This is a genomic window from Marvinbryantia formatexigens DSM 14469 (assembly GCF_025148285.1).
In the GTDB taxonomy this organism is placed as follows: domain Bacteria; phylum Bacillota; class Clostridia; order Lachnospirales; family Lachnospiraceae; genus Marvinbryantia; species Marvinbryantia formatexigens.
This window is the reverse complement of record NZ_CP102268.1, coordinates 21,552-45,123: the sequence shown is the minus strand read 5'-3', so window position 1 is coordinate 45,123 and position 23,572 is coordinate 21,552. Positions and strand designations below refer to the sequence as shown.

General features: G+C 53.6%; 21 protein-coding genes. 18 read left to right on the top strand and 3 right to left on the bottom strand.

Going from position 1 to position 23,572, the window contains the following annotated elements; genetic code table 11:
* Positions 1–26: 26 nt before the first annotated feature.
* The 4 genes from NQ534_RS00235 (at position 27) to NQ534_RS00220 (ending at position 7,372) form a co-directional block, all read left to right on the top strand.
* Positions 27–2,171, top strand: a complete 2,145-nt coding sequence (locus NQ534_RS00235) for a protein translocase subunit SecDF (protein ID WP_006860348.1) — start codon at positions 27–29, stop codon at positions 2,169–2,171.
* A 149-nt stretch (positions 2,172–2,320) separates the two neighbouring features.
* Positions 2,321–4,054: a single-stranded-DNA-specific exonuclease RecJ gene (gene recJ, locus NQ534_RS00230; protein ID WP_040781749.1), complete on the top strand. Its 1,734-nt coding sequence runs from the start codon at positions 2,321–2,323 to the stop codon at positions 4,052–4,054.
* 127 nt (positions 4,055–4,181) lie between these two features.
* A complete protein-coding gene (locus NQ534_RS00225; protein WP_006860350.1) occupies positions 4,182–5,573 on the top strand; it encodes an alpha/beta hydrolase in 1,392 nt (463 codons plus the stop codon).
* A complete protein-coding gene (locus NQ534_RS00220; protein WP_006860351.1) occupies positions 5,570–7,372 on the top strand; it encodes a phospholipase D family protein in 1,803 nt (600 codons plus the stop codon). Before NQ534_RS00225 ends, NQ534_RS00220 begins: the two co-directional genes overlap by 4 nt.
* 190 nt (positions 7,373–7,562) lie before the next feature.
* On the opposite strand, the gene NQ534_RS00215 is transcribed toward NQ534_RS00220, so the two are convergent.
* Positions 7,563–8,555: a helix-turn-helix domain-containing protein gene (locus tag NQ534_RS00215; RefSeq protein ID WP_006860352.1), complete on the bottom strand. Its 993-nt coding sequence runs from the start codon at positions 8,553–8,555 to the stop codon at positions 7,563–7,565.
* Between the two features lie 236 nt (positions 8,556–8,791).
* On the opposite strand from NQ534_RS00215, the gene NQ534_RS00210 reads away from it, so the two are divergent.
* The 9 genes from NQ534_RS00210 to NQ534_RS00170 all read left to right on the top strand — a co-directional run bounded on the left by NQ534_RS00210 (position 8,792) and on the right by NQ534_RS00170 (position 17,060).
* On the top strand, positions 8,792–9,469 hold the full coding sequence (locus NQ534_RS00210) for a response regulator transcription factor (RefSeq protein ID WP_006860353.1): 678 nt from the start codon (positions 8,792–8,794) through the stop codon (positions 9,467–9,469).
* Positions 9,470–9,472: 3 nt separating this feature from the next.
* Positions 9,473–10,963, top strand: coding sequence for a sensor histidine kinase (locus tag NQ534_RS00205; protein ID WP_006860354.1), 1,491 nt, complete (start codon positions 9,473–9,475; stop codon positions 10,961–10,963).
* Positions 10,964–11,515, top strand: a complete 552-nt coding sequence (locus NQ534_RS00200) for a hypothetical protein (RefSeq protein WP_006860355.1) — start codon at positions 10,964–10,966, stop codon at positions 11,513–11,515.
* Between the two features lie 103 nt (positions 11,516–11,618).
* Positions 11,619–12,260 (top strand): type I phosphoribosyltransferase, encoded by a 642-nt coding sequence (locus NQ534_RS00195; RefSeq protein ID WP_006860356.1) that lies wholly within the window; start codon positions 11,619–11,621, stop codon positions 12,258–12,260.
* 107 nt (positions 12,261–12,367) lie between these two features.
* Positions 12,368–12,985: an imidazole glycerol phosphate synthase subunit HisH gene (gene hisH / locus NQ534_RS00190; RefSeq protein ID WP_040781761.1), complete on the top strand. Its 618-nt coding sequence runs from the start codon at positions 12,368–12,370 to the stop codon at positions 12,983–12,985.
* Positions 12,986–13,747 (top strand): imidazole glycerol phosphate synthase subunit HisF, encoded by a 762-nt coding sequence (hisF, locus tag NQ534_RS00185; RefSeq protein ID WP_006860358.1) that lies wholly within the window; start codon positions 12,986–12,988, stop codon positions 13,745–13,747.
* A gap of 10 nt (positions 13,748–13,757) precedes the next feature.
* Entirely contained in the window at positions 13,758–14,432 is a 675-nt protein-coding gene (locus tag NQ534_RS00180) for a uracil-DNA glycosylase (protein WP_006860359.1), read from the top strand.
* 14 nt (positions 14,433–14,446) lie between these two features.
* Positions 14,447–16,087, top strand: coding sequence for an anti-phage protein ZorA-like protein (locus tag NQ534_RS00175; RefSeq protein ID WP_006860360.1), 1,641 nt, complete (start codon positions 14,447–14,449; stop codon positions 16,085–16,087).
* Positions 16,088–16,100: 13 nt separating this feature from the next.
* A complete protein-coding gene (locus NQ534_RS00170; protein ID WP_006860361.1) occupies positions 16,101–17,060 on the top strand; it encodes an OmpA family protein in 960 nt (319 codons plus the stop codon).
* Between the two features lie 130 nt (positions 17,061–17,190).
* Here NQ534_RS00170 and NQ534_RS00165 read toward each other — a convergent pair whose 3' ends face one another.
* Positions 17,191–18,651, bottom strand: a complete 1,461-nt coding sequence (locus NQ534_RS00165; RefSeq protein WP_006860362.1) for a L,D-transpeptidase — start codon at positions 18,649–18,651, stop codon at positions 17,191–17,193.
* Between the two features lie 238 nt (positions 18,652–18,889).
* On the opposite strand from NQ534_RS00165, the gene udk reads away from it, so the two are divergent.
* Together udk and NQ534_RS00155 are read left to right on the top strand one after the other, a co-directional pair.
* Positions 18,890–19,552 (top strand): uridine kinase, encoded by a 663-nt coding sequence (udk, locus tag NQ534_RS00160; RefSeq protein WP_006860364.1) that lies wholly within the window; start codon positions 18,890–18,892, stop codon positions 19,550–19,552.
* A gap of 17 nt (positions 19,553–19,569) precedes the next feature.
* A complete protein-coding gene (locus tag NQ534_RS00155) occupies positions 19,570–20,454 on the top strand; it encodes an aldose 1-epimerase family protein (protein ID WP_006860365.1) in 885 nt (294 codons plus the stop codon).
* 189 nt (positions 20,455–20,643) lie between these two features.
* Here NQ534_RS00155 and NQ534_RS00150 read toward each other — a convergent pair whose 3' ends face one another.
* Positions 20,644–21,576, bottom strand: coding sequence for a carbamate kinase (locus NQ534_RS00150; RefSeq protein WP_006860368.1), 933 nt, complete (start codon positions 21,574–21,576; stop codon positions 20,644–20,646).
* Between the two features lie 256 nt (positions 21,577–21,832).
* On the opposite strand from NQ534_RS00150, the gene spoIIIAA reads away from it, so the two are divergent.
* Genes spoIIIAA through spoIIIAC form a run of 3 tightly spaced genes read left to right on the top strand, consistent with a single transcriptional unit; the run spans position 21,833 to position 23,565 of the window.
* Positions 21,833–22,846, top strand: coding sequence for a stage III sporulation protein AA (spoIIIAA, locus tag NQ534_RS00145; RefSeq protein ID WP_143115781.1), 1,014 nt, complete (start codon positions 21,833–21,835; stop codon positions 22,844–22,846).
* A complete protein-coding gene (gene spoIIIAB, locus NQ534_RS00140; protein ID WP_006860370.1) occupies positions 22,840–23,358 on the top strand; it encodes a stage III sporulation protein AB in 519 nt (172 codons plus the stop codon). The genes spoIIIAA and spoIIIAB overlap by 7 nt, the downstream gene beginning before the upstream one ends.
* Before the next feature lie 12 nt (positions 23,359–23,370).
* A complete protein-coding gene (spoIIIAC, locus tag NQ534_RS00135) occupies positions 23,371–23,565 on the top strand; it encodes a stage III sporulation protein AC (RefSeq protein WP_006860371.1) in 195 nt (64 codons plus the stop codon).
* The last annotated feature ends 7 nt before the right edge of the window (positions 23,566–23,572 follow it).

Here is a 23,572-nt window from a genome sequence, read left to right as displayed (position 1 = left end):
ATGTTTAATTCAGGAGGAAGAGGAAAATGAACAAGAAGAAATCACTGGCAGTGGTGATTGGGGCGGTCGTGCTGGTTCTGCTGCTGGGCTTTACAACGATTGTGGGCTTTGGTCCGACGGGAACGGGCGCGGCAAGGAATATCCTGCTCGGTCTTGATCTGTCTGGCGGTGTCAGCATCACATACCGCGCGGTCGGAGAGGAAGCGCCGTCCGCGGAGGATATGAGCGATACTATCTACAAGCTGCAGCAGCGTGTCGCTTCCTACAGCACGGAGGCGCAGGTCTACCAGGAGGGCTCGGACCGTATCAATATCGAGATTCCGGGTGTTTCCGATGCGAACGCTATTCTGGAGGAGCTTGGAAAACCGGGTTCTCTTACCTTTGAGCTTTCCGATGGTACAGTCGTGCTGGAGGGTACGGATGTAAAGACGGCGACCGCCGGTACCACGCCGGACGAAATGGGCAACAGCCAGAACGTGGTAGAGCTGGTGCTTACCGATGAGGGCAGCACAAAGTTTGCCGAGGCGACCAGTGAAAATATCGGAAACATTATCTATATTGTATACGATGACCAGGTGATCAGCAGCCCGGTCGTACAGACGGCAATCACCGGCGGAACAGCGCAGATTACCGGTATGGCGGACCACGAGGAAGCGGAAAGACTGGCATCCTCCATCCGTATCGGTTCTCTGTCCATCGAGCTGGAGGAGCTGCGCTCAAACGTGGTAGGCGCATCACTTGGACAGAAAGCGATTTCCACCAGCCTTATGGCGGGTATTATCGGTCTTATCCTGGTAATTCTCTTTATGGCGGTGGTTTACCGGGTGCCGGGTATTGTGGCAGGCGTATCCCTGCTGATCTACACGGGTCTGGATCTGCTCTGCCTGAATGCGTTTGACCTTACGCTTACGATTTCCGGCATCGCCGGTATCATTCTTTCCATCGGTATGGCGGTGGATGCAAACGTTATTATTTATGCGCGTATCCGCGAGGAGATTGCGGCGGGCGCATCCGTAAAAACAGCAATTAAGACCGGCTTCCAGAAAGCGCTCTCCGCGATTCTGGACGGCAACATCACGACGCTGATTGCGGCGGCGGTGCTGGCGTGGAAGGGAACCGGTTCTATCCAGGGCTTTGCGCAGACGCTGGCTCTTGGTATCGTACTGTCCATGTTTACCGCCTGCGTGGTTTCCCGTCTGATTATGAATGCGGTTTATACACTGGGCGTGCAGGATGAAAAATATTACGGAAGAGCAAAGCAGGTAAAGCCGATCGATTTCGTCGGCAAGAGAAAAATCTTCTTTGTTATTTCGATTGTGCTGGTGCTTTCCGGTCCGGTGGCGATGCTTATCCACAATGGAACCGACGGCAGGATCCTGAATTACAGCCTGGAGTTTATGGGCGGTACGGCGACCACCGTCACCTTCAACGAGGATTACACCATTGAGGAGCTGGAGGAGCAGGTGCAGCCGGTAATCGAGAGTGTGACCGGCGACGCCAATATCCAGATGCAGAAGGTAACCGGCGGCAACCAGGTTATTATTAAGACGAGAGAGCTTTCCGTCGATGAGAGACAGGAAATGGAAGAAAAGCTTGTTTCGGATTTCGGCGTGGATGATACGCTGATTTCCACGGAGAGTATTTCCTCTACCATCAGCAGCGAAATGAGAAGCGACGCTGTTGTGGCGGTTCTTATCGCCACCATTCTGATGCTGCTGTACATCTGGTTCCGGTTTAAGGACATCCGCTTTGCGACCAGCGCTGTAATCGCGCTGCTCCACGATGTGCTGGTGGTACTTGCCTGCTACGCCATTGTATGGATCAGCGTCGGCAATACCTTCATCGCATGTATGCTTACGATTGTGGGTTATTCCATCAACGCGACGATTGTCATCTTCGACCGTATCCGTGAGAACCTGAAGGGCATGAAGAAAAAGGATTCGATTGCGGATGTTGTTAATTTAAGTATCACACAGACGCTCACCAGAAGTATTTATACCTCCATCACAACGTTTATCATGGTTGCGATGCTGTATGTGCTTGGCGTCAGCTCCATCCGTGAGTTTGCGCTTCCGCTGATGGTCGGCATTATCTGCGGCGGATATTCCTCCGTCTGCATTACAGGACCGTTGTGGTACGTTATGAAAACGAAGATTAAGAGCAAACAGTAAAGTGTGGGGACCGTGAAGAGCGGTCCCTTTTTGAATTGCCATGCATCCGAAGGGAGCTGCCGGTGGCAGGCCCTGTAGGTGTTGCCATGTATACGACAAAAACGTCCGGCGGACGTTTTTTAGTTCTGGAAGGAAGCGGGGAAATACATATGCAAAAATGGGTGGTTGCCGCCAAACGGGCGGATTTTGGCGCCATTGCGGAGAAATTCGGCATTGACCAGGTGACGGCGCGGCTGATACGCAACCGGGACGTCGTCGGGGATGCGGCTATCGAGGAATATTTAAACGGAAGTCTCTTAAATCTGCACAGCGCCCACCAGATGAAGGACTGCGACAAAGCGGCGGCGCTGCTGGCGGATAAGATTGACGCGCAGAAAAAAATCCGCATCATAGGAGATTATGATATTGACGGTGTGTGCGCGACCTGTATTTTGTACCGGGCGCTGCAGCTTTGCGGGGCGAATGTGGATTATGACCTGCCGGACCGTATTCTGGACGGGTACGGGCTGAACCGGAATCTGATTGACCTGGCGGGGGATGAGGGCGTGGATACGATTTTGACGTGCGACAATGGCATTGCGGCGGTGGAGGAGGTCGCCTACGCGCGAAGCCTTGGCATGACGGTGATCGTGACGGACCATCATGAGCCGGGAGAAGTGCTTCCGGAGGCGGACGCGCTGGTGAATCCGCACCAGAAAAGCTGTCCGTACCCCTACAAGAATCTCTGCGGCGCGGCGGTGGCGTATAAGCTGGTAACGGTGCTCTGTGAGGCGATGGGCATCCCGCAGGATGAAAGTGAGAAGCTGATAGAGCTTGCGGGATTTGCGACGGTCGGCGATGTGATGGACCTTACCGGGGAAAACCGCATTCTCGTAAAGGAAGGGCTGCTGCAGCTCAATCATACGGAAAATCCGGGACTGCAGGCGCTTATCCGCGTGAATAATCTGCAGGATAAGGAGATTACGTCTTATCACATCGGTTTTGTGCTCGGTCCCTGTCTGAACGCGGGCGGGCGGCTGGACACGGCAAAGAAGTCGCTGGAGCTGCTGCTGGCGCAGTCGGAGGCGGAGGCAACGCTTCTGGCGGAGGAGCTGCTGGAGCTGAATGAGCGGCGCAAGGCGATGACGCTGGAGGGCTATGAGCAGGCGGTGGAGCTGATTGAAAACGGTCCCATGCGTGACGATAAGGTGCTGGTGGTTTATCTGCCGGACTGTCACGAAAGTCTTGCCGGAATTATCGCCGGACGGCTGCGGGAGCGCTATTACCGTCCGGCAATCGTGCTGACGCAGGGGGAGAGCGCTGTGAAGGGCTCAGGGCGTTCGATCGAGAGCTATTCGATGTTCCAGGAGCTGCAGAAATGCGCCGACCTCTTTTTGAAATTTGGCGGGCATCCGATGGCGGCGGGCTGCTCCCTGGAAAAGGAAAATGTCGGGGAGCTGCGCAGGCGGCTGAATGCGCAGACAACGCTCACCCAGGAGGATCTGACGGAAAAGATCGTGATAGATGTACCGATGCCGCTGGGCTATATCACGGAGCGGCTGATTGAAGAGCTCTCCTGTCTGGAGCCTTTTGGAAAGGGTAACAGCAAGCCGGTGTTTGCGGAAAAAAATCTGGATATTTTAAGCGCAAGGGCAGTCGGGCAGAGCGGCAGGGTCGTCCGTCTGCGGGTGGCGAACGCCGCCGGGACGGTGATGGACGCCGTTTACTTTGGTGATGCGACGCTCTTTCGGGAATATGTTGAAGAAAAATATGGACGCACAGAGACGGAAAAGCTTTTCCAGGGCAGGAGAAATGCGGTGCAGCTCTCCGTAATCTACTACCCGTCCATTCATGAATACAACGGGCTGCGCAGTATTCAGATTGTGGTGCAGAAATATCAGTAGAGGGGGCAGCTCCGGAAGTATAAAGCCGGATACTGCCTGCGCAGGCATATCTTAATCAGAAAAAGCAGTTGACATTCCACCTTGTGGAAGGTGTATCGTATGGTAAAAAGCGAAGGGAGAATTAATCATGAGAGGAAAATGGATGTTTACGGGATTGCTGCTTTGCCTGGCGCTGATGCTGCTGCCGGCGGCAGCGGGAAGGGCGGCGCTTCTGCCGCAGCCGGATGCGGAGAGCCTGAAGGAGGATGCTCTGCAGGTGGCGGAGGATATGCAGACAGGGAATTTTGCTGCGGTGACGGAAAAGTTTAATGCAGAAATGGCGGCGGCGCTCGATGAAGATACGCTAAAGAGCGGATGGGATTCCGCAGTTGCCATTCTGGGAGATTTTCTGGAGACGATTTCCGCGGAGAGCTATGAGCAGGGCGCGTATGTTGTTGTGGATATTCTGGAACACTATGAAAATAACGGAATGAAGCTTCACATTGTTTATGACGGAGAGGGAAAGATTGCCGGAATGCAGATTACCTACGCCGATGTGGAGGAATATGAGGAGGAGACGCAGTCTGAGGACGGCGCTGCGGCGTACACGGAGGAAGAGGTGACGGTGACAGCGGATGAGCGTGTTCCGCTGGGCGGCACGCTGACGCTGCCGGTGGATGTGGAAAAGCCGCCGGTTGTGATTCTGGTGCATGGATCCGGGTCCTCTGACCGGGATGAAAATATTAACGGAAACAAGCCGTTTGCGGATATCGCGCACGGACTTGCGGCGCGCGGCATTGCGGTGCTGCGCTATGACAAGCGCTACTATGTATATCCGGACTGCCCGGATGTGGGCTCGGCAGAGATGGTCACGCTGCGTGAGGAATCCTTAGATGATGTGGATGCGGCGATTAAGCTGATGCAGGAGGACGCGCGGGTGGACGGCAGCCATATTTTTGTGCTTGGTCATTCGCTTGGCGGATGTCTGTGTCCGGCGATTGCGGCAGAGCATCCGCAGCTTACCGGTATTATTTCGATGGCGGGCAGTCTGCGCCCGCTCTGGGAAATCTCCTATGATCAGAACCAGGAGGTGATCGCAGCGGCGGAAGCAGGCAATCTGACGGAGGAGCAGCAGGCGCAGCTTGCAGAGGCGGCGGAGCAGGTGGAGGCTGACACGAAGATTTTGCGGGAAGATCTGGATAATCAGCCGGACGACGGCATGCTGCTCGGCATTCCGGCACGGTACTGGAAGTCGATTAAGGAATACTGCGGAATGAACTTTATCAACGAGGTGAAAATGCCGGTACTTGTTTTGCAGGGCGATGCCGATTTCCAGGTATATCCGGAGAAGGATTACGCGCTCTGGCAGGAGGCGCTCGGCGGCAGGGATAATGTTGTTTTTCATCTCTATGAAGGCTTAAATCATCTGATGATGCCTACGCAGGGAAAGCGGGATATCACGGAATATGCGGTGAAAAGCCATGTAGATACACAGGTAATAGATGACATTGCAGAGTTTATAATGGATGTGGTGAAATGATACGATGGATTCGCGGAAAATACGTTCCGCTGCTTCATCTGACCGCCGGAATCCTGGCGGTGATCCTGACGGGGCGCTATCCGGTAATGTGCGTCCTGCTGGCGGTATATGCCGCCGCAATAGCCGTTATGCTTCTGGAGGAACTCTTTTTGAGGAAAAGATCTGCCGAAAGAGTGTCGCATCCGGACGAAAAAAAATGCATGGCGGTGCTTGGCATTGCCATGCTGCTGTGCATGTTTTTGCCGGCGGATTCTTTTTTTATCGCGGATATTCTGGCGTGCGCCGGGATGGCGGCGCTGGTGGTGGAGGCGCTGCTGCGCGCCATGCGCTGTGTGAAAATGCGGCACAGGCGTGTACTTACAGTTGTTCTCGTATGTTATATTGCGGGCGGCGCAATCCTGCCGTTTGCGCATCAGCCGTCTGTCATGGAGAGCACAGAAAAGGCGTTTGCGGCGGAGGATTTTTACGGCGACGGCTACAGCGGGGAGCGTGCAAAAGTGATTGCGCAGAACGGGGAGGCGCTGAAGGAGCGCATCCGTCTGATTGAGCAGGCGCAGGAGGAGATTATCCTGTCCACGCTGGAATTTGACGCTGATACCAGCGGAAAGCAGGTGCTGGCGGCTCTTATGGCGGCGGCGGAGCGGGGCGTGAAGATTTCCATACTGACGGACGGCATGTATTATCTGATGCAGGTCTGGGGAAATCCCTATTTTCTTGCGCTTGCACAGATGGAGCAGGTGGAAATCAAAGCTTATAATACGCCGGATTTGTTAAGACCGTGGACGGCGATGGGCAGACTGCACGATAAATATCTGATTGCGGATGATTTTGCCTATATTCTTGGCGGGCGCAACACCTACGATTATTTTCTGGGAGATCAGCCGGGCTATAAGAATTATGACTGGGATGTGCTGGTTTACCGGGAAGCGGACCAGGAGCCTCAGATGGCAGGCGCCAAAGAAGCCGGGGATACTGACACAGAAAAAGGGTATAAGGCGTCGCTTTTCCAGGTGAAGGATTATTTTACGCAGGTGTGGAACAGCAAAGACTGCCGCCTGACTGGGGAGAGCCGGATATGGAGCGGCAGCTCTGCGGTTCTGGAGGCGCGCGCGGAGCTGGAGGAGCTCTATGAGACGATGAAGCAGGAGCACGGCGACTGGTTTGAGACGCCGGATTATGAGGCGGAAACGCTGCCAGCCACAAGTATCCGGCTGGTATCAAATCCCATTCATATTTTTTCCAAGGAGCCGGTGGTATATTACACCATTACGGAGCTGATGAAGCAGGCAGAAGAGGAGGTTGTGTTCCACACGCCCTATATTGTCTGCAATGACTGGATGCTGGAGCGGCTGCGCCAGGTCTGCGCGGGGGAGGCGGAGGTGTGGATGATGACCAACTCGGTCGCCAACAACGGCAATCCCTTCGGGGCAATGGATTATCAGAAATACAAAGGGAAAATCCTGGATACCGGCGTGCGGATCATGGAGTACGACGGCGGGATTTCCTATCACGGAAAATGCTTTGTCATCGATGATAATATTTCCGCAATCGGTTCCTTTAACTGGGATATGCGCAGCGCCTATCTGGATACGGAGCTGATGCTGGTGATCGACAGCGAGCCGCTCAACCGGGCGCTGCGGGAGGAAATGGGAAATTACGAAAAGGATGCCCTCCAGGTGCTCAGTGAAACGGAATATGAGCTTGCCCAGGGGCAGGTGATGCAGGAGATAAGCACGCAGCGCAGGCTGCGCATTATGGTGCTGGGACCGCTGCTTGGCTGGGCGCGCTTTCTGATGTAGCTGTCTGGCGGATATTTTTTACAGGGCTGCCGGGAGGGCGCCCCGGCGCTTCTTTGTTTAGAAGCTGTGCAAAGCCGGGCGCCCGGCGCGGACAGACCTGCGTGCAGGCGTTTTTATTCCCGGTGCTCTTTCGTCAGAAGCTGTGCAAAGCCGGGCGCCCCGTTGCGGACAGACCTGCGTGCAGGCGTTTTTATTCCCGGCGCTCTTTCATCAGAAGCTGTGCAAAGCCGAGCACGGCGGCGAAAAGCACGCCTGCTACCGGCCAGATGATCCAGCTTTTGTCCCAGTTGTTTTCGGCGAGGCTGACAGCGAGATAAATTGCCGTCACACTGCACCAGTAGATGGTTCCGATGGTTTCGTTGCGCCTGCTCTGGGCTCTTTTTTCCGGGGCAAAGTCGCCGGTCTGCAGAATCTGATGATAGCTTTCCTGTATCATGCCGTTTTTCACCAGAAAGAAGACGGCAACGGCGATGAGAGCAAGCAGAAAGCAGAGGCAGACGACCATAATGAAATCGGAGGCATGAAAACCGGCTGCCAGCATCAGGGGAACGACGCCGAGAATGATGATAAGGACGCCGTATATGATGCCTTTTGTGTAGGTTCCGGAAAATTTCTCCATGCGGTCCTGTGCGATACTCTCCACGCCGTATTCCGCGTGGAAATTGTGCTGCGTAATATGTTTGTAGTGGTCAAGCTGCATTCCGTTCTTAATAAAGAGCGGAATGGCGGCGGCGACCATAATGAGGAGGACGGCAACGCCAAGACCGCCCGCCATATCCTCCGTAATGCGCGACCGCCCTGTCTCTGAGAGGATGCCGAGCAGCAGAAGCGTGATGGGGGAGAGAATGCAGAGGGAAACGCCGAAGGCAATCTGCCGGGCGGCTGTCTGCACAGTGGCAAGAAAAGCGTCCGCTTCCTCAACAGATACATGCGGCAGGTCATCTTCCGGAATGTCTGTTGCAGTATACTGCACCTCCTCGCTGCTGATTTCATCCTTTACCAGATAGTCAAGCGTCACGCCGAAAATCTGACTGAGCGCGAGCAGCTTATCCAGGTCCGGAACAGACTGCCCGCCCTCCCACTTCGAGACGGACTGCCGCGACACACGGAGCTGCTGTGCCAGCTCCTCCTGTGACCAGCCGTTCTTTTTTCTGAGATCCATAATTTTTTCCGCTAAAATCATACAATATCCTCGTTTCTTTTTTCTTTTACTATAGCAGGCGGGGCGGTTGCAGTCAATCAATCCGGCATGGAAATCTGTCAACCGGCGGTTGCATGGTTATGCATTTCCATTCTTGTCTTGTAGGAAAAAATATTTCATGGTATTATAAATCGTGTCGGGGATTTTCACAAAACCGACATATTTCTGTGCTATCTTCATACTTAGAAGAAAGGAACGTGGAACGGAGGTCTTTGGATATGGAAAATTTAAAGGTTCTGGTAGTGGATGATGAGAGCAGGATGCGAAAGCTGGTGAAAGACTTCCTGGTGAAGAAAGACTTTACAGTATTGGAGGCGGAGGATGGCGCGCAGGCGGTCGACGTCTTTTTTTCTACAAAGGACATCGCGCTGGTGATCCTGGACGTCATGATGCCGAAGATGGACGGCTGGCAGGTTTGCCGGGAGATCCGCGGCGTCTCGAATGTGCCGATTATCATGCTGACGGCGCGTGCGGACGAGCGGGATGAGCTGCTCGGCTTTGAGCTGGGCGTGGATGAGTACATTTCCAAGCCGTTCAGCCCGAAAATTCTGGTGGCGCGTGTGGAGGCGATTCTGCGCAGAAGCAACGCGCTGGCGCCGGATAAGATCATGACCGCGGGAAAGATCAGCCTGGATAAGGCGGCGCATGTCGTAAAGGCGGACGGGCAGAGCGTGGACTTAAGCTATAAGGAATTTGAACTCCTGAGCTATTTCATGGAAAATCAGGGCATTGCGCTGTCACGCGAGAAAATTTTAAACAGTGTCTGGAATTATGATTATTTCGGGGATGCAAGAACCATCGATACCCATGTGAAAAAGCTGCGCAGCAAGCTGGGAAAACAGGGAGATTACATCAAAACCATCTGGGGTATGGGCTATAAATTCGAGGTGGAATAAACAATGAAGCACTCGATCAAAACACAGCTTATTATCAGCTTTGCGGGGCTGATCGGGGTGATGCTGGCGCTGAATCTGCTGATCAACAATCTGTTTCTGGAAAAATTCTACATCCGCCAGAAGGAGTCGAATCTGATCGAGATCTATAATGAGATCAACCGCGTGGAGGATTATGCAGACTACCAGGGAGATGCGTTTGACAGGAATTTCCGGCGCATCAGCGGTACCAACAATGTCGATCTGGTGATTCTGTACGTGGACACGAACGGGAGCGCCTGGGCGGTTTACCAGAGTCAGGAGGACAAGATCATGTTTGCGCGCATCCAGGGCTATCTTTACGGTTTTAACCTGCTGGATGACGAGCGGGATGTCCTGCTGCAGACGAGCTCCTACAGCATCCAGAAATTTAAGGATTCCGCGGATTCCACGGAGTACCTGGAGGCATGGGGGAAGCTGGACAACGGCTGCTATCTGCTGATGCGTATACCGCTGCAGTCGATTGTGGAAAACGTAAAAATATCCAACCAGTTTACCTTTTACATTATCATCGCTGCCTCGCTGCTGAGTATCCTTCTGGTCTGGTGTATTTCCAAAAAGATTTCCGACCCCATCCAGGAGCTCACCATCCTCTCCAGGAGGATGGCAAATCTGGAATTTGACGCGAAATATACCAGCGGCGGAAAAAATGAGATCGGTGAGCTTGGCAAAAATTTCAATCACATGTCGGAGACGCTGGAAAAAACGATTTCCGAGCTGAAAACGGCGAACAACGAGCTGCAGAAGGATATTGAGAAGAAAACGCAGATCGATGAGATGCGCAAGGAGTTTCTGTCTAATGTCTCACATGAGCTGAAGACGCCGATTGCGCTGATTCAGGGCTATGCGGAGGGGCTGCAGGAATGCATCAACGATGATGAGCAGAGCAGGGAGTTTTACTGCGAGGTTATCATGGACGAGGCGTCCAAAATGAACAACATGGTAAAGAAGCTGCTCAGTCTGAACCAGCTCGAATTTGGCAACGACGTGGTAAACATGGTGCGCTTTGACTTGACGGAGCTGTTGGGCGGCGTCGTGCAGTCGACGCGGATTCTGGCGGAGCAGAAAAATGTCTCGGTTCAGTTTGACGAGCAGGCGCCGGTGTATGTCTGGGGCGATGAATTCAAGCTGGAGGAGGTCGTCACAAATTATGTCAGCAATGCGCTCAACCATGTGAACGAGGGTGGCAGGATTGAAGTAAGCGTCGGGCGGCAGGGAGATAAGGTGCGCACCAGTGTCTTTAATACCGGCAGCCATATACCGGAGGAGGACCTGGAGAAGGTCTGGATTAAATTTTATAAGGTAGACAAGGCGCGGACCAGAGAATACGGCGGAAGCGGAATCGGGCTTTCCATCGTAAAGGCAATCATGGAATCCATGCACCAGCAGTACGGCGTTTATAACTGTGAGGACGGCGTCTGCTTCTGGTTTGAGCTTGACTGCAGCAAAGGAGAGTAAATGCAGGAGATACAGAAGGTAATCGAAAACGCTGATGTGGTGCTGATTGGCATTGGCGATGAATTTACGGAAAAGAAGGCGGCAAAGGAGGATATCATAAAGGCGTACAATATCCTGGCAAAGCTGGTTTCCGGAAAGCCGTGGTTTGCGGTGACGGTAAACACGGACGATCTGATATATGAATCGCAGCTGAATAAGTTTTTTATTGTCGCGCCCTGCGGAAGCGAGGCGGCGGGCAATGTGGTGACGATGGAAAACTATGACGAGTCGGCATATCTGCCGCAGTGGCAGTTTTACCGGAACTGGCTCGCCTCGACCATCGGAAAGAAGCTCTGCATTCTGGAGCTGGGCGTGGGGCTGGCCTACCCGTCCGTCATCCGCCTGCCGTTTGAGAAAACCGCGCTCCTTAACCAGAAGGCGACGCTCGTGCGCGTACACAGCAAGCTGGCGCAGGCGCCGGAGGAGCTGGCAGAGCGGAGCATCTGTGTCAGTGAGCTTCCGGTCAGGTATCTGACAGATTTATGCGGCTCTGCAGCGGATGAAGAGTCCTGAACGTAGGAGTTACCAAAAGTTTGCATAATTTGCTGAAAAATGATTGTATTTTTGCACACATATGGTATACTATTCACAAAAGAACTCACACAGGAGGGCACATATGGAATCCAGAGTTATCAGAATACCATCAAAGACAGACAGCAATGTTGTGCTTCGGGTCATTCCGGGACATTTTGTAACCAATCACTCCCACATTAACTATTACGTGGACATGACCTTTTTAAAGGCGCGCAAGAGCGAGGCGGAGGGCGCAGCCAGAATCCTGGCACGCAACTACGAGAACACCACCTACATCGATACGATTGTCTGCATGGACGGCTGCGAGATTATCGGCGCTTATCTGGCGGAGCAGCTTACCAGAAACGGCATTATGTCGATGAACTCCCATAAGACTATGTACGTGGTTTCTCCGGAGATACATACCGGCGGTCAGTTGATTTTCCGTGACAATATGCAGGGCATGATAAGAGATAAGCATGTGCTGCTGATGCTCGCCACGGCGTCCACCGGCATCACCATCAAGCGTGCGGTAGAGTGCATCCGTTACTATGGGGGCATTGTGGAGGGCGCAGCGGCGCTGTTCAGTGCAACCGGCGAGGTAGACGGGGTAAAGGTAAGCTCCCTGTTTACGGCGGAGGATATTCCCGACTATAAGATGTATCATGCGACGGAGTGCCCGATGTGCAGGGCAAACCAGAAGCTGGATGCCATTGTAAACAGTTATGGATATTCCCGTATGTAAATCGTTGTAAGTTAAAAAGAAATGTGTTAAACTAAGGGAGTGCAGACAAAATGCGCTCCCTTATGCCATTTTCTGACAAAAATTACCCGTTCATGGGAGGAAAAAACGTGATAGCAATTATTGACTACGATGCTGGTAATCTGAAGAGTGTATATAAGGCACTGCAGTTTCTGGAAAATGAAGCCTGCGTCACCAGGGACGCGCAGGAGATTCTGCGCGCAGATAAGGTGATTCTGCCGGGTGTCGGTTCCTTTGGCGATGCCATGCAGAAGCTGAGAGAATATGACCTGGTGCCGGTCATCCGTGAGGTAGTGGAGCAGAAAAAGCCGTTTCTCGGCATCTGTCTCGGTCTGCAGCTTTTATTTGAGCGCAGCGAGGAATCTCCGGGCGTGGAGGGGCTTGGTATTCTGCCGGGTGAAATTCTGCGCATTCCGGAAAAAGAGGGACTGAAGGTGCCGCATATCGGCTGGAATTCGCTGCGGTTCGACCATCCGGGGCGGCTGTTTGCCGGTATGCCTCCGGAAACGTACGTCTATTTTGTGCATTCCTATTATTTAAAGGCGCGCGATGAAGACATCGTGACGGCGTCCACGGAATACGGCGTTCATATCCACGCGTCGGTGGAAAAGGATAATGTGTTCGCCTGTCAGTTCCATCCGGAGAAGAGCAGCCGTGCGGGACTGCAGATACTGAAAAATTTCACGGAAGCCGGGGAGGAGCAGTAAATGTTTACGAAGAGAATCATTCCCTGCCTGGATGTGCATAATGGCAGGGTAGTAAAGGGCGTCAATTTTGTAAATCTGCGGGACGCGGGCGACCCGGTGGAGATTGCGGCGGCATATGACGAGGCGGGCGCGGACGAGCTTGTTTTCCTTGATATTACCGCTTCTTCCGACAAGCGCGGCACGGTGGTCGATATGGTGCGCAGAGTTGCCGAGCGGGTGTTTATCCCCTTTACCGTAGGGGGCGGTATCCGCACTGTGGAGGATTTTAAGGTATTATTGCGGGAGGGTGCGGATAAAATATCCATAAATTCTTCCGCCATCAACCGACCGGAGCTGATCAGCGAGGCGGCGGATAAATTCGGGAGCCAGTGCGTGGTCGTTGCCATCGACGCGAGACGCAGGGAGGACGGAAGCGGTTGGAATATTTATAAAAACGGCGGCAGGATAGATGTTGGTATCGATGCCATCGAGTGGGCAGAGAAGGTCTGCCGTCTGGGAGCCGGAGAGATTCTGCTCACCAGCATGGACTGCGACGGCACGAAGGCGGGATATGATATCGCTCTCACGCGCGCCATCGCCGATGCGGTTTCCGTTCCGGTGATTGCCTCCGGCGGCGCAGGTACGATGGAACATTTTTACGACGCGCTGACAAAAGGAGGCGCAGACGCGGCGCTTGCCGCTTCGCTGTTTCATTATAAGGAGCTGGAAATACAGGAAGTAAAGAAATATCTGCAGAGCAGAAATGTTTCGGTAAGAATGTGAGGGGAAGAGTATGCCACCGATTTCGAATGACTGGCTGGCTCCGCTGAAGCCGGAGTTTTCCAAGCCATATTATAAAAAACTGTACCAGACAGTAAACGAGGAATACCGCACGCATCTTATTTTTCCGCCGGCGGATGATATTTTCAATGCGTTTGCGCTTACGCCGCTCTCCGAAGTAAAGGTGGTTATTTTAGGGCAGGACCCGTACCACGGCGACGGGCAGGCGCACGGGCTCTGCTTTTCAGTAAAGCCGGACGTGGAGATTCCGCCGTCGCTGGTAAATATTTACAAGGAGCTGCAGGATGACTGCGGCTGCTATATTCCAAACAACGGTTATCTGACAAAGTGGGCGAAGCAGGGTGTGCTCCTTTTAAACACCGTGCTGACAGTGCGGGCGCACCAGGCAAATTCCCACCGCGGCATCGGCTGGGAGGAATTTACTGACGCAGCAATCCGTATTCTGAATGAACAGGACCGACCAATCGTGTTTATCCTCTGGGGAAAGCCGGCGCAGATGAAAAAGGCGATGCTGAATAATCCGCAGCATCTGATTCTGGAAGCGCCCCATCCCAGTCCGCTCTCTGCATACAGGGGCTTTTTCGGGAGCAGACCGTTCAGCAGGACGAATAAATTTCTGCAGCAGCACGGCATCGAGCCGATTGACTGGCAGATAGAGAACGTATAAGGAGAAGTAAAAAAATGGGGAGAAAATGGTTTGACAAGGTACTTTTTGTGCTGGTAATCGTGGCGTGCATCGTGTTTACCTGGTTTGTCGGCAGGGGCGCGCTCGATATGATGCTGTATAATTTTGCTTTCCTGGTGCTGATGGTGATTATCTGCATCGTGGGGATGGTGCTTGGCTTCGGCAAAATGGCAAAGCTGGAGCGGGCGTTTGATAACGCTGCGGAGGAGATTGACAACACCTTCAATGTGGTGGATTCCATAGAAAGCTCCCCGGCGTCGCTGCCGGAGGATTTGTTTGAAAATGAGGAGCTGGACGAGCGCTATCATGAATTTACCGGCTTTATCAGAAAGAGCCAGAGCGGCATCGGAGATATTGAGGATTATATTAATGAGGATGAGGTGGACAGTATTTTTGGCAGGCGTCTGGTGGAGCTGATACCGGATGTGCTGACAAGCCTTGGTATTCTCGGCACCTTCATCGGACTGGTATTTGGTCTGAAGAATTTTGAGCCGTCCGATTACGAGGCGATGACAGCGTCTGTTACCTCTCTGGTAAACGGTATTAAGGTGGCCTTCCTTACGTCCATTTACGGGCTTTCGCTTTCGCTGGTGTTCGGCTACGGGACGAAGGCGGCGTACAGTGATCTGATGAACAGCCTGCGGCGCTTCCTCGATAAATTCCATCATTACGTGATTCCGTCGGCGGAGGCGGAAGCGCGCAATATCATGGTAAACTACCAGAGCGAGCAGACCGAGGCGATTGCCAAAATGACGGAGCAGTTCTCCGAGCATCTGGCGAACAGCTTTGAGAAGGTTATCACGCCCTCCTTCCGCAAGATGAATCAGTCGATGGACGTTCTCACAGAGACGATGGCGAAGGGGCAGGAGGAGCTTTTAAGCGGTCTTCTGGAGGACTTCCTTCAGAAAATGCGTTCCTCCTTCCAGCTTCAGTTTGATAATTTCAACGAGGCGCTGGAGGAGCTGACGAAGGCGCAGAACGCTCTGGCGGAGAATACGAAGAATCTTTATCACGATATGGCGCAGGAGCTGCGCACGACCTTTGAAAACGAGAGCACCAACATGCAGGGAATGGTGCGCGAAATGGGCGCCATGCATAAGGAGTATCTGACAAGCGCACAGCAGACGATAGACACCAACCAGCAGTATTCGGAATCTCTGAACCAGAATTACCGCCAGGTGATATCGTATCTGCAGGAGGCGGAGCAGAGCTCGGCAAAATTCTGGGTGGCGTGCAACCAGGCGATGCAGAAATATGTCAGCGCCGCCAGCGTCAGCGTGGAGGGCTTTGCGGCGGCAAGCCAGCACAACAGCAATCTCTACGAAGCAAACGTGAAGCTGGTGGAGAGCTACAACGAGCGGATGCAGGAATTCGTGCAGTACCAGAAGCTGACGGCGAAGACGATGGAGCAGGTGCAGAATCTGCTGTACAATATCGTTACGGCGCCGGAGTCCGGACACCGGACAAATATCCGCAATATGGCGGTGAACAACAGCAACCGCGACCTGCTGCTTGATATCCAGAAAACGCTGCAGGAGCAGGGAGAGCGCCAGGAGGAGCTTCTGGAGACGATGGTCGCTTACATGAAGGAGAGCAGCCGCAAAAAAGGAAGAGGCATTTTCCGCGGAGATAAGTAATGTGAGGTAATTTATGAGAAGACGCAGAGAGAAGGATAACAGCGGTTTCAATGTATGGCGCTCCTATTCGGATATGATGGCAGGCGTTCTGCTGCTTTTTGTGCTGATTATGTGCGTCTCGCTTTTCCAGGCGCAGGTAAATTACGAGGCGAGCATTAAGGAGCGCGATGAAAAGCTGTATCTGCAGGATGAATATACAAAAAAGATTATGAGCCAGGAGGACCAGATGGCGGACCAGCAGAACCAGCTTGCGTCGCAGGATGAGCTGCTTGCGTCCCAGGATGAACTGCTTGCCGCGCAGAAGGCGCAGCTTGACGCCCTGGCGGAACAGCTCGCCACGCAGCAGTCGCAGCTCGACGAGCAGAGCGCCACGCTGGCGAGCCAGCAGAGCGCGCTTGATGAAAAGACCACACAGCTTGCCGACCAGCAGGCGCAGATTGATAAAATCATCGGTGTGAAGGCGGATGTCATCGAGGCGCTAAAGCAGGAGTTTGCCAACAATAACATCAGCGTCGAAATCGACGAGACGACCGGTTCCCTGGTGATGGATTCCAGCGTGCTGTTCGACTATGACGAGACGGAGCTGACAGAGGAGGGGCAGGAGGTGCTCGGCAATGTGCTGCCGATTTACTGCAGCGTGCTGATGCAGGAGGAGTATTTCCCATATCTTGCCGAAATCATCATCGACGGCTATACCGACAGCAGCGGCGGCTATGAGTACAATCTGGAGCTTTCGCAGCGCCGTTCCCTGGCGGTTGCGGAATATCTGCTCGGCATCAGCCAGAGCTTTCTGGACGCTGACGACCAGGACGCGCTGAAGGAAAAGCTGACCGTAAACGGACATTCCAGCAGCAATCTGGTGCTGAATGAAAACGGGGAGGAGGACGCGGATGCCTCCCGCCGTGTGGAAGTAAAATTCCGCCTGAAGGACGAAGAAATGATTGAAGAGCTGCAGGCGATACTGAATTCCTGAGGATTTGCCGGACGTGGCAGACGTTTGCGCCGGATTTGCAGTCTGCGGGAATAAAGATAATAAAGCTTTCCTAACGCGCATTTGCGCAGACAGAACAGGAGCCGCCCCGTCCGGGCGGCTCCTGTTCTGTTTAGCTGTAGATTAAAATTGCAACGTCTTCTTCCATTTCATAATAGATAGCGGCCGCCACATCGAGCGGCAGGTTGATGCAGCCGTGGGAACCGGCATACTGGTAAACGTTTCCGCCGAAGCTGCTCTGCCAGGTGGCGTCGTGCAGTCCCTGTCCATCGTCGAACGGCATCCAGTATTCCACTTCAACATCCCAGGATTCACCGGGACCGCCGCCCTGTCCGACAAGATTTGCCGGGCTCTGTTTATAGGGAATGGTGAATACGCCCTCGTGCGTCGCCCGGTCCTCGGTCGGAAGGCCGGATACAATCGCGCTTTCCACCACCAGACCGCCATGCTTGTAAAACCACAGATACTGGTTTGAAAGGTCCACCTCCACGTAGGTGCCGTTTAAGTCATCCTTCCCGTTGCGGTTGTAGCCGCTGTGGTAGTAGACGGGCTCGCGCGTGGTGGCGGTATTGGCGGCAATATCCGCCTTCAGCTGGGCGACCTCTCCCTCAATATCAATTTCATAGCCATAGTTGTTGTATGCGATTGTCATGGTGCCGCGGTTGGTGCTCTCAAAGGTGCGCGGCAGACCGTAGGTGTCGTATTCTCCGGCAAGCGCATAGACGTAATTGTATATGGCTTCCTCATCGATCGGGTCGTCCGGGGAATCCGGCAGGATCCAGTCGCGGATGGTGTCCCAGCCGAGCACCTCCGTCACATCGCCGAAGGTGTAGGTTATCTCGGCATCGCAGTACCGCTGATAGAGCGCCAGGGTATCCGCAAGGTCCGGGTCATCCTGCGTGACGGACGGCACGCGGTAGATGCTTTCCGGAATCTCCACGGTGACAGTGGTATCCGCCGAACCGCCGGAGAGCTGCTCATCAATGGCTTCCTTTACCAGCGCCTGCAAATCGCTGTCCTCAAAATCGGTACCGTAAACCTCCGGCTGGATGACAAAGCCGCCGTCCTGCTCCACCAGCGTTGCGTCCGTGGTGGTCACACGCGGTTTTGTGAGACTGTCCGCGCAGACAGCCGAGGAGAACGTTTCCTCATCTACGGTAAACGGGACGCGGGCGCCGTACCGGTCGCCGAAAAGAAGGCCGGGGTACACAAAGGCGCTCTGCCGTTTGATCAGGTCTTCGACCGCCTTAAGGAGCGCCTGCTCATCCACCTGATAGCCGATTTCATCAAACGGGGCCTGCAGGACAGTTTCTCCCTGCTCGTCGATGCGCAGCATAAGCGAATTGTAAGGCTCTTTCAGGTATTCTACGACCTCCTCTGCGGTCATGCCGGATACGGAATAGCCGTTCAGGGTCGTGTGATGATAAAAGCGTCCGTCCATTAAGTTTACATATAATAAATCAGCGGCAGTGACCGCGACGACCGCGGTAAGGAAAATCAGCGCTTTTTTCCGGAAGGAGCGCCGCTTTTCAAGCTTTTGCCGGTTTATGCGTTTTCGTCTGTTCCTTCTCATAAAAATCTCCTTGTGCGTATAGTGGCAGGATGCCCGTATCAGAAAAAATGACACGGCAGCAGCCTGCTCTTATATCCTACACCTTCGGTATGAAATTGTCGACAGCAAACATAGATTTTTACATTTTTTTTACAAAGAATCCTCAAAAACATTCATACATCGGATTTTCGAACTTTTGACCCTGGTATCACTATTATAAAAACAGATTGCACGATGTCTGCGGCAGTGTTATGATAAAGTGAAAGAAGACGGAAATACAAAAGCAGAAGGAGAAGAGACGATTATGGGAGATATTCTGGTAATTGGCATTGCGGGCGGTTCCGGGAGCGGAAAGACGACGCTGACCAATCAGATTGCGGCGCAGCTCCAGGAGAGCGTGACGGTCATAAAGCATGATGACTATTATAAGCCGCACGACGAAATGACGTATGAGGAGAGGTGCCGGCTGAACTACGACCATCCGAACGCCTTCGACACGGAGCTGATGATTGAGCATCTGAAGCTGCTGCGGCAGGGGAAAACGGTGGAGTGTCCGGTGTATGATTACACCATTCACAACCGCAGCAAGGATACGGCGATCATCAATCCCGGACAGGTGATTATTGTTGAGGGGATTCTGATTTTTGAGAATAAGGAGCTGTGCGATTTGATGGATATCCGCATCTTTGTGGATACTGATGCCGATTTGCGCATTATCCGCAGAATCCAGCGCGACGTTATGGAGCGCGCCCGCAGCCTGGATTCGGTCATCAGCCAGTATCTGCACACGGTTAAGCCAATGCATGAGCAGTTTGTGGAGCCGAGCAAAAAGAACGCCAATATCATTGTGCCGGAGGGCGGTTACAATCAGGTGGCGATGGAAATGATTCGCAATCATATTCTGAATCATCTGGGCAAATAAGGAAAGGAAAGAGTATTATGCAAAAGTATGTACTGGAAAACGAGAATTTAAAGGTAACGGTCCGCAGCAAAAGCGCGGAGCTGGTTTCGATTATAAAAAAGGAGACCGGCACGGAATATCTCTGGAATGGCGACAGCCGCTACTGGGGCTGGACCTCCCCGGTGCTGTTTCCGTTTGTGGGCGGTCTGCGGGAAAAGCAGTACCGTTATCAGGGAAAAACCTATCATATGAACCAGCACGGGTTTGCGAGAGATTATGAGTTCGTCCTGCTGTCACAGACAGAGAAGGAAATCTGGCTGGCTTTTTCGGCGACGGAGGAGACGAAGGAAAATTATCCGTTCGATTTCTGTCTGAGAATCGGCTACCGTCTGGAGGGCAGCCGCATTACGGTTCTCTGGGAGGTGGAAAACACGGATGAAAAGACGCTGTATTTTTCCATCGGCGCGCACCCGGCGTTTATGTGCCCGCTGGACGGGAAGGGAGAGCAGACGGATTATTATATGGGCTTTGAGACGGACAAAAAGGAGCTGCAGTATCGTCTGATTGATCTGAACTGCAATCTGATCGACCCAAAGGAATATCCGCTGGCGCTTGACGATGGACTGCACAAAATTGAGAAGGACCGCTTTGATCTGGATGCGCTGGTGATCGAGCATCAGCAGACCGGGAAGATGTGGCTTGCCGGACCGGATAAAAAGCCGTATGTGAGCGTGACATTTGATGCGCCGCTCTTTGGCGTGTGGTCCCCGGCGGGCAAAAACGCGCCGTTTATCTGCATTGAACCGTGGTACGGCAGAAGCGACAGCACCGTATTTTACGGGACACTGGAGGAACGGGAGTATGGAAATACGGCGCAGCCGGGTGAGGTGTTTGCGCGTTCTTACGATATTACTATTTACTGATAAATGGCTGATGCAGGGACAGGTCCGGGAGGGAATCCGACGCCATCTTATGGGCAGGCTTATGAAGAGGTGGACGTTTTGCACTTGATATCAGATATCTTGAAATCAGACAGAAAAAAGGAGCGGGATACATTGGTATCCTGCTCTTTTTTTCAGAGGGAACAATCCGGCCGGACGTTCCTGTTACGCTCAGAGCGTGATGTGGGTTCCGGTTTTTCCGGCGAGCGCGTCAAGCGCATGCTCCAGATTGGTGATGATTGCTTCGCGTCCTTCCTGCCCGGAGACGAAATCGACGGAAGCCTGGATTTTCGGAAGCATTGCGGTCTCGCCGAACTGCTTTGCCTTAATATGCTCCCGTGCCTCCGCTGTCGTGATATGCTCCAGGGCAGCCGGATGGTCGCTGTCAAAATCAATCTCCACCTTTTCATCGCTTGTGAGGATGAGCAGGGTATCGGCGTTTGTCATCTCGGCAAGCTTCCCGGCGGCATAGTCCTTTTCGATGATGGCGCTGGCGCCCTTCAGAACATTTCCCTGCTCCATAACGGGCACGCCGCCGCCTCCGCAGGCAATCACAAACTGCCCGGCGTCGAGCAGGGCGTTGATGGCGTCGATTTCAATGATCGCCTGCGGCTTCGGCGCCGAAACGATTCTGCGGTAGCGGTTTCCGCTCTCCTCCACAACATGATTCCCTTTTGCCTCTTCCTGTTCCGCCTCTTCCTTTGTCAGATAGCGTCCGATTACCTTCACCGGATGATAAAAAGCCTCGTCGTACGGGTCCACCAGAACCTGGGTGAGAATGGTGCTGACGGTCTTAAAGATGCCGCGTTTTACCAGCTCCGCGCGCAGCGCGTTCTGGATATCGTAGCCGATGTAGCCCTGGCTCATGGCGGAGCAGACCGACATGGGAGCGCCGGTATAATCGCTGTGAAAATGCGCGAATTCATTCATGGCAGTGTGAATCATGCCCACCTGCGGCGCGTTGCTGTGCGTGATAATGAGCTGGCAGCCTGCCTCCGCCATATCGGCAAGTACCTTTGCGGATTTCTTTACCGCAACCTGCTGCTCCGGGAAGGTAGTGCCCAGAGCGCGGTGTCCGAGTGCAATTACAACTTTCTTTTTCATATGCTGATTCCCCTTCTATATTTTTTATGAATTGCCCAACATCATTTCAATATGAATCATCATACAATGCCTGCGCGGAAAATGCAAGTAATCCGCAGGCATATTTTTTGGACAGACTCATATATTGAAGTGTGGCAGCAATTCAGAGCGGTTCCTGTGCCCGGCGCCGGGGACGATAAAGAAGGATGGCCGCAGGAAAAAAGGTCTGGGGCAGCAGGGCAGCCTGACCGGAATTTTACGCTACAGGGGTGTTGTGATGGGAAATGTACAGGAATTTTTAAAGATTTTTTCACGGAATCTGCGCCATGTTCTGGAGCATCTGAACGTGGACTTTGAAAAGCTGCAGGAAATCCGGCTGCGCGTGGACCGGCCGCTGCTGATCACCTGGGACGGCAGGGAATATTTCGTGCGGGCGACGGGAGAGATTACGGACAGGGAGAGCGAGGGCTATCCGGTGGAGCGCAGGGAGCTTCTGGAGACGGTGGAATACATTGCGCATTATTCGCTGTATGCCTTTGAGGAGGAAATCCGCCAGGGGTTTCTCACCATACAGGGTGGGCACCGCATTGGAATTGCCGGAAAAATCATCATGGAAGGAGACCGGATTAAGAGCGTGAAGCATATTTCCTTTTTAAATATCCGCCTTTCCCATCAGCGCAGGGGATGTGCGGATAAGGTGCTTCCCTATCTGATTGAGCGGGAGGAGGTGTGTCATACACTGATTATCTCCCCGCCGAGATGCGGGAAGACCACGCTTCTGCGCGACCTGATACGGCAGATTTCGGACGGGACTGCGTCCTTTCCGGGCGTTACGGTCGGCGTGGTGGATGAGCGCTCGGAAATCGGCGGCTCGTATCTGGGAGTGCCGCAGAACGACCTCGGCATCCGTACCGATGTGCTGGACTGCTGCCCGAAGGCGGAGGGCATGATGATGCTTATCCGGGCAATGTCCCCGCGCGTGATCGCGGTGGATGAAATCGGCGATTACCGCGATATCCGGGCAATCGAATCCGTCATTCACTGCGGCTGCAGGCTGCTGGCGACGGTTCACGGGGATTCCATAGAGGATGTGCAGCGCAGACCGCTCCTGCAGAAGCTGGTGCAGGAACGCGTATTTGAGCGCTATGTCGTTTTACATAACCATCGCAGAATCGGACAGGTAAAGGAGATTTTTGACGACAGAGGGACGGACATTTATCACGGCGGCGGAGTGGACATCTGCTGTGGCAGGGGGACGGATATCTGCCGCGGAGGCCAGGAGACATGCTGAAAGTGGCGGGGATGGCGCTGATTATTATTTCCGGCAGCGCGCTGGGCGTGTGTATGAGCAGGGAGCTGGCGCAGCGTGTGAGGTGGCTGGGCGAGCTGGAGCGTCTGATGCAGGTACTGAAGGGGGAGATCCAGTACGCGGCGACGCCGCTTCCGGAAATTTTTCCGGAGCTGGCAAAGAGAACGGAGGAACCGCTGGAAAGCTTTTTCGCGTCTCTGGCGTCGGCAATGGAGCTGCGCAGCAAAAGCACGACGGGGGATATTTTTGCGGAGCAGGCGGAAGCACTTCTGGGCTTCGGGGGACTGAAGGAGCGGGATGTGGAAGCGCTGGTGCGCTTTGGCAGACGCCTTGGCTGTCCGGACCGGGAGCAGCAGGTGCAGACCATCCGGCTTTACCAGGAGGAGCTTGCCGCCGCGCGGGCGGAGGCGCAGGAGGATTACCGGCAGAAGGCAAAGGTATACCAGAGCCTCGGATTTCTGGGCGGATGCTTCTGCGTGCTGCTGTTGTTGTAAAAGAGGTGGTTCATGAGCGTAAATATTATATTCAAAATCGCGGCGGTCGGCATTCTGGTCTCGGTAATCAGTCAGGTGTTAAAGCACGGGGGACGGGACGACCAGGCGTCGCTCGCCTCCCTGGCGGGGCTGGTGCTGGTGCTGTTCTGGCTGCTCCCTTACATCTATGAATTGTTCGATACGATAAAAAGTCTTTTTGCGCTGTAGCGCGTCG